The organism is Paenalcaligenes sp. (assembly GCF_030152715.1).
In the GTDB taxonomy this organism is placed as follows: Bacteria; Pseudomonadota; Gammaproteobacteria; order Burkholderiales; family Burkholderiaceae_B; genus Paenalcaligenes; species Paenalcaligenes hermetiae.
In genome coordinates, this window is record NZ_JASLIX010000048.1 from 1 (window position 1) to 15,414 (window position 15,414).

Genomic DNA, 15,414 nt, shown 5'->3' on the forward strand with positions numbered 1-15,414 from the left:
CAGCATACAGACATTGACCCCTGATAAAAGATGTACGTGAAAGCCTTTTAAAAAAAGCTGACGCTGCACCCCTGTGGCAATATGATAAGGAGTAGAGCCATATAGATCACAAAGCATCAACACATGTTGTTTATTTTGGGCTCGCAATTCATTCACAAGTGTGTCGATCCACGGCTCCGGCAAATCCGTAGGCAAAATATCCGCCACGCGCACACTAGGCGGTGTAGCTAATACATGCTGAGCGCAGGCATAGAGCGCTTGCCCCAACGGCGCGTGTGTCACGAGCACTACCGCTAAGGCTGTAGGATCAGGTTTCATTTCCAACCACAGTGGCTAAGGCTTGTGCAAACAGCTCTCCGACATGACAGTCGGTCTGCTCGGTAATCTCTACAAAACACGTTGGGCTGGTGACATTTATTTCTGTAACATAGTTACCAATCACATCCAAGCCCACAAGAAACAAACCACGCTCGACGAGTTTAGGCGCTATGCTATTAGCAATGTGCCAGTCATGCTCGCTAAGCGGTTGTGCTACGCCTCGCCCACCTGCTGCTAAGTTACCCCGCGTTTCTCCCGCTAAAGGAATCCGCGCCAAGCAATACGGCACTGGCTGACCATTAATAATCAAAATCCGCTTATCGCCCTGTGTAATTTCTGGAATATAACGCTGGACCATTAGGCTTTCTGTGCTATTTTTGCTGAGCGTCTCTAAAATCGCCCCCACATTCACCTCGCCTTCGCGCATACGAAAAATCCCCATACCGCCCATGCCATCCAACGGTTTGACGATCACGTCTTTATGCTGCTGATGAAAAGCGCGAATTCGATCCATATCCCGCGTCACCAACGTCGGGGGTGTGAACTCAGGAAATTCCGTAATCGCCAGCTTTTCGGGGTGATTACGTAATGCTGCGCCAGTATTAAATACTTTTGCCCCTTGGGCTTCGGCGAAGCTAAGCAAGTGTGTGGCGTAAAAATACTCCATATCAAATGGAGGGTCTTTACGCATAATAACTGCACTAAAGGCATTTAGTTCCAGCTCAGTGGGCGCTCCGGTTTCCGTCCACCAGTTAGCGCTATGCAAATCGGCATCTGCCGCAATATGAATAGGGGTGGTGCGAGCTTTGACACGACTATTATCGATATACATATCGGACAATAGCGTCACGCTAATTTGATGGTTATGCGCTATTAATGCGCGCATCATCGCTACTGATGTGTCCTTATAGGCGGACAATGACGGCAACGGATCAATAATAAATAAAACGTGCATAATGAATCCTGTAATAAACCCCTTCGTAACGCAAGGCCACGAAGGGGTTAAAGGCAAGTAACGCTATAAGGATTAGGTGGTTTTCTTGCGTGGCGCAAGCACCATCACCATTTGTCGGCCTTCTAGGCGTGGAAAAGATTCCACCTGACAAATATCCTCTACGTCGTCACGTACACGTTCCAAAACACGCATTCCTAGCTCTTGGTGAGCCATTTCGCGGCCTCTAAAACGCAGTGAAACTTTGACCTTGTCCCCGTCCTCGATGAAGCGGCGGACATTACGTAGTTTTACGTTATAGTCCCCTTCGTCCGTGGCCGGACGGAACTTCACCTCTTTGACCTGAACCACTTTTTGCTTGGCTCGAGCTTCTTGTTGGCGCTTTTGTTCCTGATAACGGAACTTGCCGTAGTCCATGAGACGGCACACTGGTGGCGTTGCATTAGGTGCAATTTCCACCAAATCCACATCATGTTCTTCTGCTAAATCTAACGCCTGAGCTACTTTTACGATGCCAAGCTGTTCACCATCAATTCCAATAAGTCGCACTTCATTAACACGGATTTCACCGTTGATGCGATGTTTCTTTTCGGTTGCGATGTCTAAGACTCCTAAGTAATTAAATCAAATCTATGCCAAATGATTGGCTATTGACGTGTGTCAATGTCATTTTGCAGACGATCTGCAAAGTCGGCCAGTGGCATAACCCCTAAGTCGAGGCCCCCACGACCGCGCACAGCGACCGTACCTGCCTCACGCTCCTTATCCCCTACAACTAAGATATAAGGGACTTTTTGCATACTGTGTTCACGAATTTTACGGGTGATTTTTTCACCACGCAAATCGCTATTAACACGGTAGCCTTGTGCTTTTAGCTGATCCGCTACCTGTTTTGCATAATCGGCAGAAGATTCAGCAATACAGCACACCACAGCATGCTCGGGTGCTAACCATACAGGTAAAGCCCCCGCGTAGTTTTCTAATAGAATACCAATAAAGCGCTCAAATGACCCCAAAATGGCACGGTGCAACATAACGGGAGTACGCCGCTGGTCATTGGCATCCACATATTCCGCCCCTAAGCGTGCTGGCATGGAAAAATCCACTTGAATCGTACCACATTGCCAATGACGGCCTATAGCGTCTTTTAAGGTGTATTCAATTTTAGGCCCGTAAAAAGCGCCATCACCCTCGGCGATTTCAAATTCGCAATTGGTACGGCGTAAGCTTTCCATGAGAGCCGCCTCGGCTTTATCCCAAACCGCATCATCGCCAATGCGTTTTTCTGGACGCGTAGCGACCTTATAAAGTATTTCAGTAAAACCAAAATCCTTATAGACTTTTTGCAACAGCGCCGTGAAGTTAATGCATTCTTCTTGTAGCTGGTCTTCGGTACAGAAAATATGCCCGTCGTCCTGCGTAAAACCACGCACCCGCATCATGCCATGCAATGACCCCGAGGGCTCATTCCGATGACACTGCCCGAATTCGCCATAACGGATAGGTAGCTCACGGTAAGAGTGTAAGCCCTGATTAAAAATCTGCACATGACCAGGGCAGTTCATGGGTTTTAACCCGTACACACGGTTTTCTGATTCCGTGGTAAACATATTTTCAGAGTAGTTATCCCAGTGACCCGTTTTTTTCCACAAGGATAAATCCAAAATCTGCGGCGCTTTGACCTCTTGGTAACCATTTTGCTGGTAGATTTTACGCATGTATTGTTCTACCTGCTGCCAAACCGTCCAGCCTTTAGGGTGCCAGTAAATCAACCCGGGTGCGTCCTCGTGAAACTGGAACAAACCGAGCTCACGCCCCAAACGACGGTGATCACGCTTTTCGGCCTCTTCTAGCATGGTTAGATAGGCCTTTTGATCCTCTTTTGTTGCCCACGCTGTACCATAAATACGTTGCAACATTTCATTGTTGCTATCGCCACGCCAATAAGCGCCTGCGACCTTCATCAGCTTAAAGACTTTTAGCTTGCCTGTAGATGGCACGTGGGGGCCACGACACAAGTCAATAAAATCGCCCTCTCGATATAAGCTAATGGTCTCGCCCGACGGAATGGACTCGATGATTTCAGCCTTGTACGTTTCGCCAATGCTTTTAAAAAACGCCACGGCCTCATCGCGGTCCCACTCTTCACGCGAAACGGGAATATCCGCTTTGGCGAGCTCCGCCATTTTTTTCTCAATCGCCGCCAAATCCTCTGGCGTAAAGGGGCGCTTATAAGCAAAGTCGTAATAAAAGCCATTATCAATAACAGGACCAATCGTTACCTGCGCATCAGGGTAAAGCTCTTGTACGGCATAAGCTAATAAGTGAGCCGTAGAGTGGCGAATGATTTCCAAGCCCTCGGGGTCCTTAGCGGTGATAATCGCTAGCTCGGCGTCCTGATCAATGACATAACTGGTATCTACCAACGTAGGCTCAGCCCCTTTTGTCGTCACTCGCCCTGCAAGAGCAGCACGCCCTAAACCTGCGCCAATAGAATGAGCTACGTCACCAACAGAAACAGGCCCATCAAATGAGCGCTGTGAACCATCGGGTAAGGTAATCTGAACCATACAACATCCTAAAAAATAAAAAACGCGGCACCAAGGCCGCGTTTAAGGTATCTGTGATTGGCTTGAATCAACGAGCGAACACAATGCGGCCAATATTATTGTCGCCAGCTAGTCGTTCGCGTTGTGGTCATAAGAGATCCTATTCGTTATTCAAGATTAGTAGTTACTAACAAGTTTACCATTATCACCCCTATTACGCAGCCCAAAGGCATGATTTTTGTTGCTCTATCACGACGCTTGGGTTAAATTATGACCTTTACTAGATAGACACTGTGTTAAGTAAAAAGTTCCCCCCATACTAAACAGCAAAAAACACTTGACACAAAAACATAATCTACGCTATAGTTATATTTTTAGGCGGTTAGCTCAGTTGGTTAGAGCGCTACGTTGACATCGTAGAGGTCGCTGGTTCGAATCCAGTACTGCCTACCAGAATTCATGTTTCACTAGACGTCACAAACCGTCTATAAACACCACAAACCCGCACAGTCATTGGCTTTGCGGGTTTTTTGTTGTCTACTTTCTACCTCGTTTGATCTGACCAGATTTTTTGACAAAAAAGCGTGAGTGCGGTAAAAAAGCAGCGCAGGCGGAAACCGTGGCGCTGCATCCTTGTTTTTCTTCATCGACCGGGACGGGCCGGCTCTTGCATCTGGAGCCTGTCTTAGGCTCAATGGAGTTTATGTTGATTACACTTAGTCCTATCAAAAGACGTATTGTTTACGTCACCATCTTTGAAATTTTTGCTATTTTATTCTCCACATGGATTCTGATGGCACTTAGCCATAGCGATGCTCAAGAATCCTTGCCTGTGGCTATTATGGTTTCCGTAGCCGCTGTGATCTGGAACTACATCTACAACACCCTTTTTGAATCTTGGGAGCGCCGTCAGCATGTTACGGTGCGCAGTCTACGTATTCGTAGCGTGCACGCGATCGGGTTTGAGGGCGGGTTATTATTGATCTGCTTACCGATTTATATGCTGTGGTACGGGGTTGGGCTTTGGAAAGCCTTTACTATGGAAATCGCCCTTTTACTCTTTTTCCTGGTTTATACCTTTGTCTTTACCCTGATTTTTGATAAGATTTTTACCCTTCCCCATCTACAAAATCAAGCCGAGTAATCAGAAGACCACTAAGCATATAACCATATAGGGTATGATGAATTCATTAAAACAAAACCATTCATCACAGCAGGACCCAGTATGGCAATTAGTAAAGATTTTCACGGTGGTTTTTCTCGATTCTTTGATCAGCCGACCCGAGACACATTAAGAGATCTTCTTAAATATGGCTCGGGCGAGGCAAATCAATTTGACTTCAAAGAGATCTGGCCAGAAAAACATAAAATTGCCAAACATATCCTTGCTCTAGCAAATTCCGGTGGCGGCGCGCTGATCATTGGTGTAAAAGACAATGGCGACTTAGAAGCTTCAGGTATACCACCAGGTGGCAAAATCGATAAAACCGATGTCGCCAAGCAGGTTTCTGCATACCTACCTCGCAGCTTAAAATTTGATATTTTGGATTTTGACTATCCCATCGATTCAGAATACGCCAAAATCAAAGGCAAATCCTTTCAGGTGGTTATTGTGAACTGTGACGAAAGTGAGCTGCCTTATCTTTGCTGTAAAGACCACCCTGAACTAAAAAGCAACGTGGTTTATATACGCAAACGCCAAGAATCCACCGAAGCCAATCACGAGGATTTACAAGAGGTGATTAATCGCCGCCTAAAATCTGGGGCGTCGACGCCAAGCATGATCAGCTTAAAAGAAGATCTGGATCAGCTTAAAACCCTTTACAAAGAAATGGATTCTTTTAGTCGTCTTATTCCTATTGAAAGCATTAACCGTTTATTAGGCTACAAACCAAGCCAATATGCCCCAGAGGAATCACTAGAAGAGTTTGTGGCTGAACTAATTCGGCTAAAAAAGGAAAAAATCAAACGGGATTTAGGAATAAGTCTCAGCTAAGCTAACGTTTTTATTTTTTATAAAGGACACCCATGTCAGAATCGATTTCCAATCAAGACCAGCAGGTATTACTCGGCATTGCTTTTGCTGATCAAGCTCTCATCGCTGCTCAAATTGCCCTTTTTGCTGGGAAAACCAATGATGCTAAGGAAACCATTGCCCTATTACACGCTATTGCCGATGAGGTTTCTAACCGCTATCAACTGACTGGGGTGGCCAAAGACACCATGAAGCTACGCATGGAAAAAACCATTCATTTAGCGTCGGCGATTTTAGGGGATAAAACCAGCCAGTCAGAACAAACCGCGCATTAAAAATTCGCGCCCCTAACGGTACTAGGGGCGCTACACATTATTTGCTGTGCTGCAAAGCCACTTGAATTTGCTGCATATTTTGTAGCAAAGCCTCTAAGCCGGCACCATCTAATAAATACCAGTGTGCGGGATCCAAATAAATGATCTGTGGTTGGCGCTCTGTTTGGGTTTGCTCCACCGTCTTCAATAGCTGTTGTGCAGGTGTCGCATCCGCTTTATTTACCGCTGTATCACGATCAATCACATAAATCCAATCTGGATTAATACGCTCAATATCCTCTAGGGTTAGCTCTACCCCTTTGCCTTCGGGGAAATCCGTAAGCGCTGGCCGCACCCCAAATTCATTAAATATCACCCCATAGCGGGACTGTGGCCCTTGAGCAATCAGCTTGTTATTGGTGGTGAGCAGTAATAAGCCTGTACCAGCTTGTGCTGTTGCCTGACGCAAGGCTGCCAGTTGCGTATCCAAGCGCTCAATATAATACGCAGCTCGTTGTTCCTTGCCATACCATTGGCCTAATCGCTGCGTGATTTGTTTTACGCTTTGCACTAAATGCGCTTGATCAAAGCTTAAATCAACAGTAGGTGCCAGCTGCTGTACTGCTTCCAAAGCGCGGGAAGAGCGTCGCCCTACAACAATCAGATCAGGATTGAGCTCACGTAAGACCTGCTCATCTGGCTCAAACAAGGAGCCCGTCTTAACGTAGCTATTCGCTTCATACTGGGCAAGGAACTGTGGATAGCGTGCACTAGGCACCCCAGCCACAGGAATCGCTAAAGACTGAAAAATATCTAACAGTGCCAAATCCTGTACAACTACTTTTTGTGGGAGTGCTTGTAAGGTCATAGATTGACCAGCATATTGCGCTGTGATTGCCATTGGTGCTGTCGACACACACCCCACAAGCCCAGCCAGACTCAACACTACCACACCAACCGTTTTTTTCATTTTTAATGTGCGTAAATTCATGATTTCCTTTTTGATCGTTACCCCAACTATCGCCCATTCAAGCGAGACAAGACGCAAAATACGCGACCTACTATTTGGCCCCGATTATAACCACAAATGAGAATCATAATCATTTTCTAAACAGGTTGAACTCGACCTAAATAAAAACGAAGTGGTAGAATGTGGCTCTTTGCTCAACAAACATGTAACAAGTTGCGAACTGACACTACGTGCCAATACGTATAATCCACCTGAACTCATCTTGCTAAGACCTTTATATACCAACAAAAACCGTGTTTTTTTGCTTAAATTTTTCAACTATAGCTTCACAATCCATCACTATTTTTCCGTATCTTAAAAACAAGGTACCCTTGTCTATACCACAACTTAGGCGTATTATTACTACTGCAAAACACTAAATGTTGTGTTTAATGTGTTTATACTCCTATAGACTCCATGCGTTAAAAACAACAGTACAGCGTGTTTTTTCGTCTCATTAAACAACGACTCGACTTGTTAAATGACGGCAAAGCCCGATCTAGCAAAGCCTTGCGTTTAATGAGCTGTTTTTACAAATAATCAACCCCCTTGTTTTGTGCTTTTTTGCTGTGCATGGTTGTACTAGAATAGCCAGCGGTATCATCGTTCTGCCTCACAACAATGTGTATTGATTGTGTTGGAGCACAAAGCTAAACCACTGCATCATGTATTTTTAGGTGAAAAATACTGTGTAAAACATCAGTCATACCAATTAAAAATTAGGGCGATATTCTGCCCAACCACCCGAATTACCCACTTAACTTAGGGCGATGTATCGCCCTTTGGACGCACTGCTGTCGTCTATAGCCTTTGCGCTACCGATTAGCAACAACTCCGCGCCCATGAATCAGATAAAGGATTAGGAGTTTATGATCTACAAAAGTCAAATAGAGACCCCTACGGATTCCTACGTGGCTAGGTATCCTTGGGCAACGGAAATGGCGATTGGCCAACAGGATATCTATTGGACTGCCGAAGAATTAGGTGTAGAAGAAGACGAACAAGATTTCAAAATCAACCTAAACGAGGCGGAACGTCATGGTGTTATTACTGCGCAATCCATCTTGACCCAATACGAGCTGATGTTAGGCGGCGAGAACCTTTGGGGCGGCAAGATCCCCAAAATGTTCCCTCGCCCAGAAATCGCGCGTATGTGTGCCAAGTTTACGGATGTTGAGCTGCACGTCCACGCGCCCTTCTATGACATCGGTAATGTCGTCATGGGCAACTCCACCGATGAGTTCTATACCCAATGGAAGCGCGATTCCGTGCTCACTGAACGCATTGCTTTTATTGATAGCTATGCCGATAGCGATTGTCCCCTCGAAGTCACCGCCGCTTTGGCCATGCTCGAAGGGGTCGTCCTCTATTCCGCCTTTGGGTTTTTCAAAGGGTTTAACAGCCGCGGTTTTAACCTGATCCCACATTTTGTTTCCGGTATTGACGCCTCGGCCAAAGACGAGAATTTCCACTCTATTGCCTCGAGCTTTTTGCACAAAGAATGCAAGCACGAGCGTCGTGCTTTGGGTTATCACACCGACGAAGATGACCGTAAACTGCGCGAGGCCATCTGGAAAATGGCCGAAGTCCTTTATCTGCACGAAAGCCGCATTATTGATCTGATGTTTGAAATCCCCGGCAACCGCGTTACCACCAAAGACGAACTACTCGAATTTGTGCGCGATCGTATCAATATTGTGTTGGAGCGCCTTGAGATGCCGAAAATGTTTGATCAAGAACCTGGGCTGATTTCCGGCTGGTTCTATAACCAATTAAACACGGTTAAGGTTCCTGACTTTTTTGCGGGCACACAAATTCAATACCGCCGTAACTGGGATCGTTATAAGCTTACATTCAGAAAAGAGGTAGAAAATGTCCTTTAAAGAGTCGGGGATTAGCGAAGAAAAAATCCAAATGTTTGAGCAGCTCAGTGCCGAGCGCAAACATTTGCAAGAAATTGGCCATCTCCCCCCTTGGTACATTACCCAAGGCTGGCAGCTTTTCAAAGAAAAATACCAATACAAAGACGAGCCAGCCGTTTTGGGTCGCCATCGCACCATTGCCAAAACTCTAGCGCAATATATGGTTGGCGAGGAAGCCAAATGGGAAGAGCTCTTTTTCAATGAGCTTTGGAATGGCATTTTGTCACCCGCAACCCCAGCTCTGTCGAACACGGGTACCGATCGGGGCATGAACGTCTCTTGCTCTGGGCAATTTGTTGGCGATAGCGTTGTGTCTTTTTATGATGGCTTAAAAGAAATGGCACTGCTATCAAAAAACGGTTTTGGTACCAGCGCTGACTTTAGCTCCATTCGTCCACGTGGCGCACCGATCACCGCTGGTGGCGAAGCCAGCGGCCCTGTGCCCGTCATGGAAGACTTTTTTACCTGCGCCTCTAAAATCAGCCAAGGCGGTAATCGTCGTGGTGCTGTCGCCGGCTATTTGGATATCGAACACCCTGACTGGGACGAAGCCGTCGATTTACTCATGCGCGACCCAGACGGTAAAAACTTTGGTTGGACCGTACGCGATAGCTTTATCGAAGCCCTAAAAAATGGTGACCCTGAAGCTAACCGTAAATTTACTCGGGCTCTGTATGTAAAACTGGTCACAGGTAAAGGTTATTTCTTCTTTATCGATAAAGCTAACCGACACCGCCCTCAGATGTACAAAGATCACGGCCTAGATATTAAAGCCACGAACTTATGTACCGAGATCATGCTCCATAGCTCAGAGGAGTACACTTATTCCTGCATTTTGGCTTCGATGAACTTAGCCAACTGGGATAAAATTAAAGATTCGGATTCCGTATTTATTGCTACCGTATTCCTTGATTGCTTGTGCGAAGACTTTATCCGCAACAGCAAAGGGGTGCCTGGCTTAGAAAAGGTGCGTGAATTCACCATCAAAGGGCGTGCAATTGGCCTCGGTGCTATGGGTTTTCATACCTATCTCCAATCTAAGGGCATCCCTTTTGCCAGCTTAGAAGCCCAGTTCCTCTCTAACGAAATGGCAAAACACATTTCAGAGGAATCTTTACGTGCTTCAAAATGGTTAGCAGAAAAATTTGGCGAGCCCGAGTGGTGTAAAGGCTATGGCGTACGCAATACCCACCGTACCGCTTATGCGCCTACCAAATCCACCGCCTTACTAATGGGTGGTGTGAGCGAGTCCTGGTCACCTGATCCAGGTATGGTTTTTGATATGGCTTCGGCTGTGGGTGAACTACGCCGTATCCCCCCTGTGTTCTACGAAAAAATGAAAGAAAAAGGGGTTTACAACGAGGAAACCATTCGCGACATCATTAACCATATCGGTAGCGTACAACACGTGGATTGGCTCACACCCGAAGAAAAGCAAGTCTTTATGAATGCTTATGAAATTGAGCAAAAAATCATCTTGCGTCACGCTTCCCAACGCCAGAAATACACGTGCCAAGGTCAGTCCTTGAACTTTTTTGTCGCCGAAGAAGGCTCCGAAGACCAAATTGCGGAACTCATCACCATGGCCTTTTTGGATGAAAACATCCTTAGCCAATACTACTTCTACTCTAAGAGCGGTGTTGTTGTTCCTGACGAATGTCTATCTTGCTCCGCATAAAAAATTAGCCCACTTTCATCGTGGGCTTTTTTTATCTTTGCTCGGATTGTATTAAATCGTACAAACCCGCTCTACAGTAAAAGAGTCGGCGGCTAACATGATTTCATAACCGGACATAATCGCTTGCTCAAGGGCTTCGGCACGAAAAGCGAGTTTTTCTAGCATGGCTTCAATCTGCTCATCAGAATCCAACATCGCATATTCGCCATATAAATCATAACAATTAGGGCTCCAGCAGAAGGAAAAATCCCCATTCGGGCGGATCAAAGCGACCTCGCCTGCCTCGCCGGCGTGCTCTTGGGCTTTGTCTAGGCTACCCGTACCATAAACCGCACGTGATCTAAATGGGATACCAAACTGTTGTGTAAACCAGGCATCAATACGATGGTGTGCGGGCACTGGAATATTTTTGGGCTGACGATTAACTGGAGCATAAATCGTCATTTTGTCTTCGGTAAGAGGACGTGAAAACCCACGGTACACAGGTAAACCCGTGGTTAATGTCTCCCAATCCTCTGCTTTAAACCAAGTACCTTTGCTGCGATCAAATAGATTATGAGTGTTCATTTTAATAGTTTTCCGCAATAAGGTTAGAAAAAAGTTATGTAAGAAAAAGCTTATTCATCTAGCCATTTTATATCACGTAAGTGCCAAGTCTCATGCGTTCGATCAAACTCAACCTGTGCCTCGTAGGTTTTTTTGTGCGTACCACCTGATCGATAGGTAGCTTCTACCGTAGCTTGAATCACAAACTGACATTGACCAATGGCTTTAGAGCTTGCTTTAGGTAAAAACGGGAACTGCACAGACTTCATTTCTGTCATCGACGCTTCGATAGGCTCTTTGGTTTTATTAAACGCCTTTACCACATCGGTGCAAATGGCCGCAATGCGTTTTTCCTCACGATCTAGTGCTGATTGTGAGCGCTTATAAACGAATTCATTCCAAAAGGCTAAGCCTAACATCAAACTCGCCCCTACCGCTATGTAATAAAAGCCCTTACGCTTAATCGGCGCGTATTCAGCACTATCATTATCTCGAAAATATAAGCCACCCCCTTTAATCATCAACCAAATAGAAGACAAGGCGATGACAATCACTATCCACAACATAAATAACAACCTAAAATACGCAAACAAGTCCTGATTGTAATACGTTTATTAAAAACATGACCCGAATTAACTGCATTCCTGTAAACGAGCTCACTCGTGCACATCTCATAGCCGAATATCGTGAGCTTCCACGCGTATTTAAGCTCGCACGCAAAGCGGCCCAACGGGGCTTTCAGGCCAAAGACGGACCAAAAGACTACACCCTAGGCAAAGGACATGTTTTATTTTTTTATACGCGCTTGAGCTATTTAGCTAAACGCCAAGCACAGCTTGTACACGAAATGCAAAAGCGCGGCTATCAACCCCAGTTCACGGATTCCTTATTTGAGACGTATGCGGATATTCCCGCTTATATGTGGAATGATTGGGTACCGACAGCCGCAGCTTTAAAAATTAACAGACAAAGGATTCAAGAGCGCCTAGGTGTGTCGCAATAAATGCTTTTTAGGTAAAACACCCGCCCATTGCTCATGATCTGGCAAAGGGGCTTGAGCACGACGAATACGTTTCCAATTAGGATCATTGGCTAAGCGGGCATTGATTTCAATAAACTCCGCTTGATCTGGTGTAATCTCTGCTGCATTCACGATAGCACCGACTGGACACTCTGCCACGCAGATAGAACAGTCGATGCACTCGTCTGGGTGAATCACAAGAAAATTTGGCCCTTCGAAAAAACAGTCCATGGGGCATACGGTGACGCAATCCGTATACTTACACTGAATACAAGCTTCTGTTACAACGAAGGGCATAATCCAACTCGGTTAAATTTGACGCAAACGTCGAGTATACACCACGCCCCAGACTAAACCGAGTACAGCAGCCACCAACGAAGCGGTTAACACACCCAGCTTAGCAGCACCGAGTAAGACCTCATCACTAAAGGCCAGCGTGCCAATAAATATTGACATCGTAAAGCCAATACCTGCCAATACCCCAATGAGGCTAACGCCAGACCAGCTCACTCCTTCTGGTAATTGGCAAATTTTTAGCCACACTGCCAATCGGCATGCCATAAAAATCCCGAGCGGTTTGCCTAATACTAAAGCAAAGACCACACCGAACATAACGGTCTGCGCGCCCCCACTGGAAATATCAATGCCCTGAAAGCTAACCCCAGCATTTGCCAAAGCAAAAATCGGCATCACTAAAAAAGATACCCAAGGATGAAGCTGCATTTGCACACGCGCTACGGGAGGCAACAGTTCTCGTTGTGCCTGACGAATATTCGCAATGGATTGCAATAGCACGGTTTCATCCGTGTCCGGTTTTTGGCTTTGTTGACGCAACTGCTGTAGATTTTTTTCTACAAGCTCTAACGGATCAGCGGGTAAAGGACGCGCATAAACGGGGGTCATAAGCCCCAAAATCACCCCAGCTAATGTAGGGTGTGCTCCCGTTTTTAATACCCCAAACCATAAAATGGCCCCGGGTAAAATATAAGCATAAGCAGAAGCAATACCTAAACGCTGCCAAGCGATCACTAACACCACGCCCAGCAACACATACCAAAAACCCGTATAGTCCAAACCGCCAGAGTAGAAAAAAGCAATGATTAGCACCGCCACAATGTCATCAATGATAGCAATGGCGAGCAGCAAAATACGTACATTCGAAGGAATCGATTTGCCCAATAAGGCTAATACCCCCACTGCAAACGCAATATCGGTTGCGGTGGGTACAGCCCAGCCTGCACGTAGCGTAGGGTCAGAGTTTAGCGCCACATACACAAGCGCCGGCACAATCACCCCACCAGCTGCGGCCGCTAAAGGAAGCGCGGCTTGTCGTAAGTCAGATAGCGCCCCCTGATGAATTTCCCGACGAATTTCCATACCGACGGCTAAGAAGAAAATCGTCATCAGGGCATCATTAACCCAAAAATGCAGACTGTTGGACATGGCCCAATCGCCCAGCTGAAAACCTACCGTTTGAGTCCAAAAGTCATGATAAGACTGTGCATAAGGCGAGTTTGCCCAAATCAAAGCCACTATAGCAGCCAAAATTAAGACAACGCCACCAAAGGCTTCGATATGAACTAAACGGGAGACTTGTTCCGAAACGGACTGACTGATGCGATGGCCAAGAGGAATAGAAGAGGTGTGTTTTTTCATCATCTCTTTAGAATACAAGTGCATAAGCGGCCCGACTTATGCGTTATCTATTTGCCTAACCCCATGCTAGACAAATACCCGCATAAAGCGTAACGTAATTTATCTGAGTATGCAAACCTCATTCTAGTTTTTTAACTTCATAATGACACGACGACAATGACCAGCTTTAATCCTTGTTTAAGCTGTGGGGCATGTTGCGCCCATTATCGAGTTTCATTCTATAGTGGAGAGCTTGCCGGAGAAACCGGTGGCACCGTACCGATTGAGCTAACAACTAAAATAGGCCCTTTACGGGCCTGCATGAAAGGTACGGAAACTGGCAACGGGCGTTGTATTGCCCTACGTGGTGAGCTTGGGCAGGCGGGAGTTTATTGCTCAATTTACGAACAACGCCCCAGCCCTTGCCGTGATTTTTATGTATATGATAACGATGGCCAGCCCAATCCAGCTTGTCAAAAGCTCCGTTTATCCTTAGGCCTGCCCCCTTTAGCCCCGCAGCGGCCGCGCTTGGTGTCTGATAAGAAAATACAAAACACTTAACGATCGGCGGATTTAACGGTGCGGTTAACTAACACAATACCCAACACCACACACACCGCACCAATAGCAAAAAAGGCATCCACACGCTCTCCCAGTAAAACCACACCTAGTATTACAGCAAACAAAGGGGTTAAAAAAGACAATACTCCTAAGCGCGATGCCAAATAATGACGTAACAGCCAAAACCATAATAGCAGGCTTAAAAAAGACACCACAAAAATCTGAAAGCCTAAATTCACTACTAATAGGCTATCCCAATGCACGGTATCTTGCTCAAAAACATACGCCGCCCCTGTTAATACCACGGCAGCAACCACAAGCTGATAAAACAAGGTCTCTGTCGCTGGTGCGTCATTTAGTCGAGAGCTACGCACCACTACCGTCGTAGCCCCCCACACGGCCCCACCCAAAATGGCTAACATATCACCAAACAACATATTGGGATTCAAGGCGGTATTTTGGCTACCGTCCCTACCTAAAAAGCTAATTGCTATACCTAAAAAGGCTAAAAAGACCCCCACCCACTGAACGCCTTGTAAGCGTTCCTGAGCAGAAGTCAGATGCAAACCTAATGCAGCAAAAATTGGAGCAGTATAAAGAAAAATAGACACATGAGAAGCAGAGGTATAACGCAATGCCTCTCCCATTAAGAAAAACTCGCCACTAAATAACAAGCCAATCACTAGGCCCGGCAGCCACCCTTTGCGTACCGTCAGTAATGGCTTGCCCTGAAGGAGCACCAGTAAAACTGTCAACACAGCGGCGCCCCCAGAGCGAATCCCAATCTGCAAAATGGGGGACATAGCGGTGGCATTATATTTAATCGCTATTTGTGCCAGCGCCCAAATAAAGCAAATTAACGCCATGCCCCCCATAGCGCGAGCATCCAAAACAGAGCGTGTCGCGCTCACAAGCCGTCTCCTGAATTAATAAA

17 protein-coding genes and 1 tRNA gene are annotated in these 15,414 nt (G+C 46.1%); 8 read left to right on the forward strand and 10 right to left on the reverse strand.

The genetic code is table 11. The annotated features are described in order from the left end of the window. From Q1V74_RS03445 to thrS, 4 genes are all read right to left on the reverse strand, one after another. Window positions 1-318: PTS sugar transporter subunit IIA (locus Q1V74_RS03445; protein WP_300647065.1), on the reverse strand; the 318-nt coding region annotated here is incomplete at its 3' end. Then, window positions 308-1,273, reverse strand: a complete 966-nt coding sequence (gene gshB / locus Q1V74_RS03450) for a glutathione synthase (protein WP_260648825.1) — start codon at window positions 1,271-1,273, stop codon at window positions 308-310. The genes Q1V74_RS03445 and gshB, both read right to left, overlap by 11 nt. Window positions 1,274-1,345: 72 nt before the next feature. Then, complete coding sequence (gene infC / locus Q1V74_RS03455) at window positions 1,346-1,870, reverse strand: translation initiation factor IF-3 (protein ID WP_260648963.1); 525 nt, start codon at window positions 1,868-1,870, stop codon at window positions 1,346-1,348. A gap of 47 nt (window positions 1,871-1,917) precedes the next feature. After that, complete coding sequence (thrS, locus tag Q1V74_RS03460; protein WP_300647066.1) at window positions 1,918-3,840, reverse strand: threonine--tRNA ligase; 1,923 nt, start codon at window positions 3,838-3,840, stop codon at window positions 1,918-1,920. A 355-nt stretch (window positions 3,841-4,195) separates the two neighbouring features. On the opposite strand from thrS, the gene Q1V74_RS03465 reads away from it, so the two are divergent. From Q1V74_RS03465 to Q1V74_RS03480, 4 genes are all read left to right on the forward strand, one after another. Further along, window positions 4,196-4,272 (forward strand) — tRNA-Val (locus tag Q1V74_RS03465). A 118-nt stretch (window positions 4,273-4,390) separates the two neighbouring features. Then, window positions 4,391-4,963 (forward strand): PACE efflux transporter, encoded by a 573-nt coding sequence (locus Q1V74_RS03470; protein WP_300647067.1) that lies wholly within the window; start codon window positions 4,391-4,393, stop codon window positions 4,961-4,963. 81 nt (window positions 4,964-5,044) lie between these two features. Further along, window positions 5,045-5,815, forward strand: a complete 771-nt coding sequence (locus Q1V74_RS03475; protein WP_260648828.1) for an ATP-binding protein — start codon at window positions 5,045-5,047, stop codon at window positions 5,813-5,815. Window positions 5,816-5,847: 32 nt separating this feature from the next. Further along, entirely contained in the window at window positions 5,848-6,129 is a 282-nt protein-coding gene (locus tag Q1V74_RS03480; protein ID WP_300647068.1) for a hypothetical protein, read from the forward strand. A 37-nt stretch (window positions 6,130-6,166) separates the two neighbouring features. Here the strand turns inward: Q1V74_RS03480 and Q1V74_RS03485 are convergent, their stop codons facing one another. Then, on the reverse strand, window positions 6,167-7,099 hold the full coding sequence (locus tag Q1V74_RS03485) for an ABC transporter substrate-binding protein (protein WP_300647069.1): 933 nt from the start codon (window positions 7,097-7,099) through the stop codon (window positions 6,167-6,169). Between the two features lie 929 nt (window positions 7,100-8,028). Between Q1V74_RS03485 and Q1V74_RS03490 the strand changes: the two genes are divergently transcribed. Together Q1V74_RS03490 and Q1V74_RS03495 are read left to right on the forward strand one after the other, a co-directional pair. Next, entirely contained in the window at window positions 8,029-9,000 is a 972-nt protein-coding gene (locus tag Q1V74_RS03490) for a ribonucleotide-diphosphate reductase subunit beta (protein WP_300647070.1), read from the forward strand. Beyond that, window positions 8,990-10,717 carry a ribonucleotide reductase N-terminal alpha domain-containing protein gene (locus Q1V74_RS03495; protein WP_300647071.1) on the forward strand — a complete coding sequence of 576 codons (1,728 nt, stop codon included), beginning with the start codon at window positions 8,990-8,992 and terminating at the stop codon, window positions 10,715-10,717. Before Q1V74_RS03490 ends, Q1V74_RS03495 begins: the two co-directional genes overlap by 11 nt. Before the next feature lie 51 nt (window positions 10,718-10,768). Here Q1V74_RS03495 and Q1V74_RS03500 read toward each other — a convergent pair whose 3' ends face one another. Then, window positions 10,769-11,284, reverse strand: a complete 516-nt coding sequence (locus Q1V74_RS03500) for a hypothetical protein (RefSeq protein WP_260648833.1) — start codon at window positions 11,282-11,284, stop codon at window positions 10,769-10,771. A gap of 50 nt (window positions 11,285-11,334) precedes the next feature. Then, window positions 11,335-11,829 carry a hypothetical protein gene (locus Q1V74_RS03505; protein ID WP_300647072.1) on the reverse strand — a complete coding sequence of 165 codons (495 nt, stop codon included), beginning with the start codon at window positions 11,827-11,829 and terminating at the stop codon, window positions 11,335-11,337. Window positions 11,830-11,885: 56 nt separating this feature from the next. Here Q1V74_RS03505 and Q1V74_RS03510 point away from each other — a divergent pair, with 56 nt between their 5' ends. Beyond that, on the forward strand, window positions 11,886-12,266 hold the full coding sequence (locus tag Q1V74_RS03510) for a pyrimidine dimer DNA glycosylase/endonuclease V (protein ID WP_300647074.1): 381 nt from the start codon (window positions 11,886-11,888) through the stop codon (window positions 12,264-12,266). Here Q1V74_RS03510 and fdxA read toward each other — a convergent pair. Further along, window positions 12,249-12,581, reverse strand: coding sequence for a ferredoxin FdxA (fdxA, locus tag Q1V74_RS03515; protein ID WP_260648836.1), 333 nt, complete (start codon window positions 12,579-12,581; stop codon window positions 12,249-12,251). The genes Q1V74_RS03510 and fdxA overlap by 18 nt on opposite strands. A 12-nt stretch (window positions 12,582-12,593) precedes the next feature. Then, window positions 12,594-13,940 (reverse strand): Na+/H+ antiporter NhaA, encoded by a 1,347-nt coding sequence (nhaA, locus tag Q1V74_RS03520; RefSeq protein WP_300647108.1) that lies wholly within the window; start codon window positions 13,938-13,940, stop codon window positions 12,594-12,596. Between the two features lie 156 nt (window positions 13,941-14,096). Between nhaA and Q1V74_RS03525 the strand changes: the two genes are divergently transcribed. Beyond that, entirely contained in the window at window positions 14,097-14,480 is a 384-nt protein-coding gene (locus tag Q1V74_RS03525; protein WP_300647076.1) for a YkgJ family cysteine cluster protein, read from the forward strand. On the opposite strand, the gene Q1V74_RS03530 is transcribed toward Q1V74_RS03525, so the two are convergent. Further along, window positions 14,477-15,391, reverse strand: a complete 915-nt coding sequence (locus Q1V74_RS03530) for a DMT family transporter (protein WP_300647077.1) — start codon at window positions 15,389-15,391, stop codon at window positions 14,477-14,479. The genes Q1V74_RS03525 and Q1V74_RS03530 overlap by 4 nt on opposite strands. Window positions 15,392-15,414 lie beyond the last annotated feature (23 nt).

Coding starts and splice junctions, on each gene's coding strand:
- gshB (WP_260648825.1), bottom strand. CDS start 1,273: ATGCACGTTTTATTTATTATTGATCCGTTGCCGTCATTGTCCGCCTAT.
- thrS (WP_300647066.1), bottom strand. CDS start 3,840: ATGGTTCAGATTACCTTACCCGATGGTTCACAGCGCTCATTTGATGGG.
- Q1V74_RS03475 (WP_260648828.1), top strand. CDS start 5,045: ATGGCAATTAGTAAAGATTTTCACGGTGGTTTTTCTCGATTCTTTGAT.
- Q1V74_RS03480 (WP_300647068.1), top strand. CDS start 5,848: ATGTCAGAATCGATTTCCAATCAAGACCAGCAGGTATTACTCGGCATT.
- Q1V74_RS03485 (WP_300647069.1), bottom strand. CDS start 7,099: ATGAATTTACGCACATTAAAAATGAAAAAAACGGTTGGTGTGGTAGTG.
- Q1V74_RS03495 (WP_300647071.1), top strand. CDS start 8,990: ATGTCCTTTAAAGAGTCGGGGATTAGCGAAGAAAAAATCCAAATGTTT.
- Q1V74_RS03500 (WP_260648833.1), bottom strand. CDS start 11,284: ATGAACACTCATAATCTATTTGATCGCAGCAAAGGTACTTGGTTTAAA.
- Q1V74_RS03505 (WP_300647072.1), bottom strand. CDS start 11,829: ATGTTGTGGATAGTGATTGTCATCGCCTTGTCTTCTATTTGGTTGATG.
- Q1V74_RS03510 (WP_300647074.1), top strand. CDS start 11,886: ATGACCCGAATTAACTGCATTCCTGTAAACGAGCTCACTCGTGCACAT.
- fdxA (WP_260648836.1), bottom strand. CDS start 12,581: ATGCCCTTCGTTGTAACAGAAGCTTGTATTCAGTGTAAGTATACGGAT.
- nhaA (WP_300647108.1), bottom strand. CDS start 13,940: ATGAAAAAACACACCTCTTCTATTCCTCTTGGCCATCGCATCAGTCAG.
- Q1V74_RS03525 (WP_300647076.1), top strand. CDS start 14,097: ATGACCAGCTTTAATCCTTGTTTAAGCTGTGGGGCATGTTGCGCCCAT.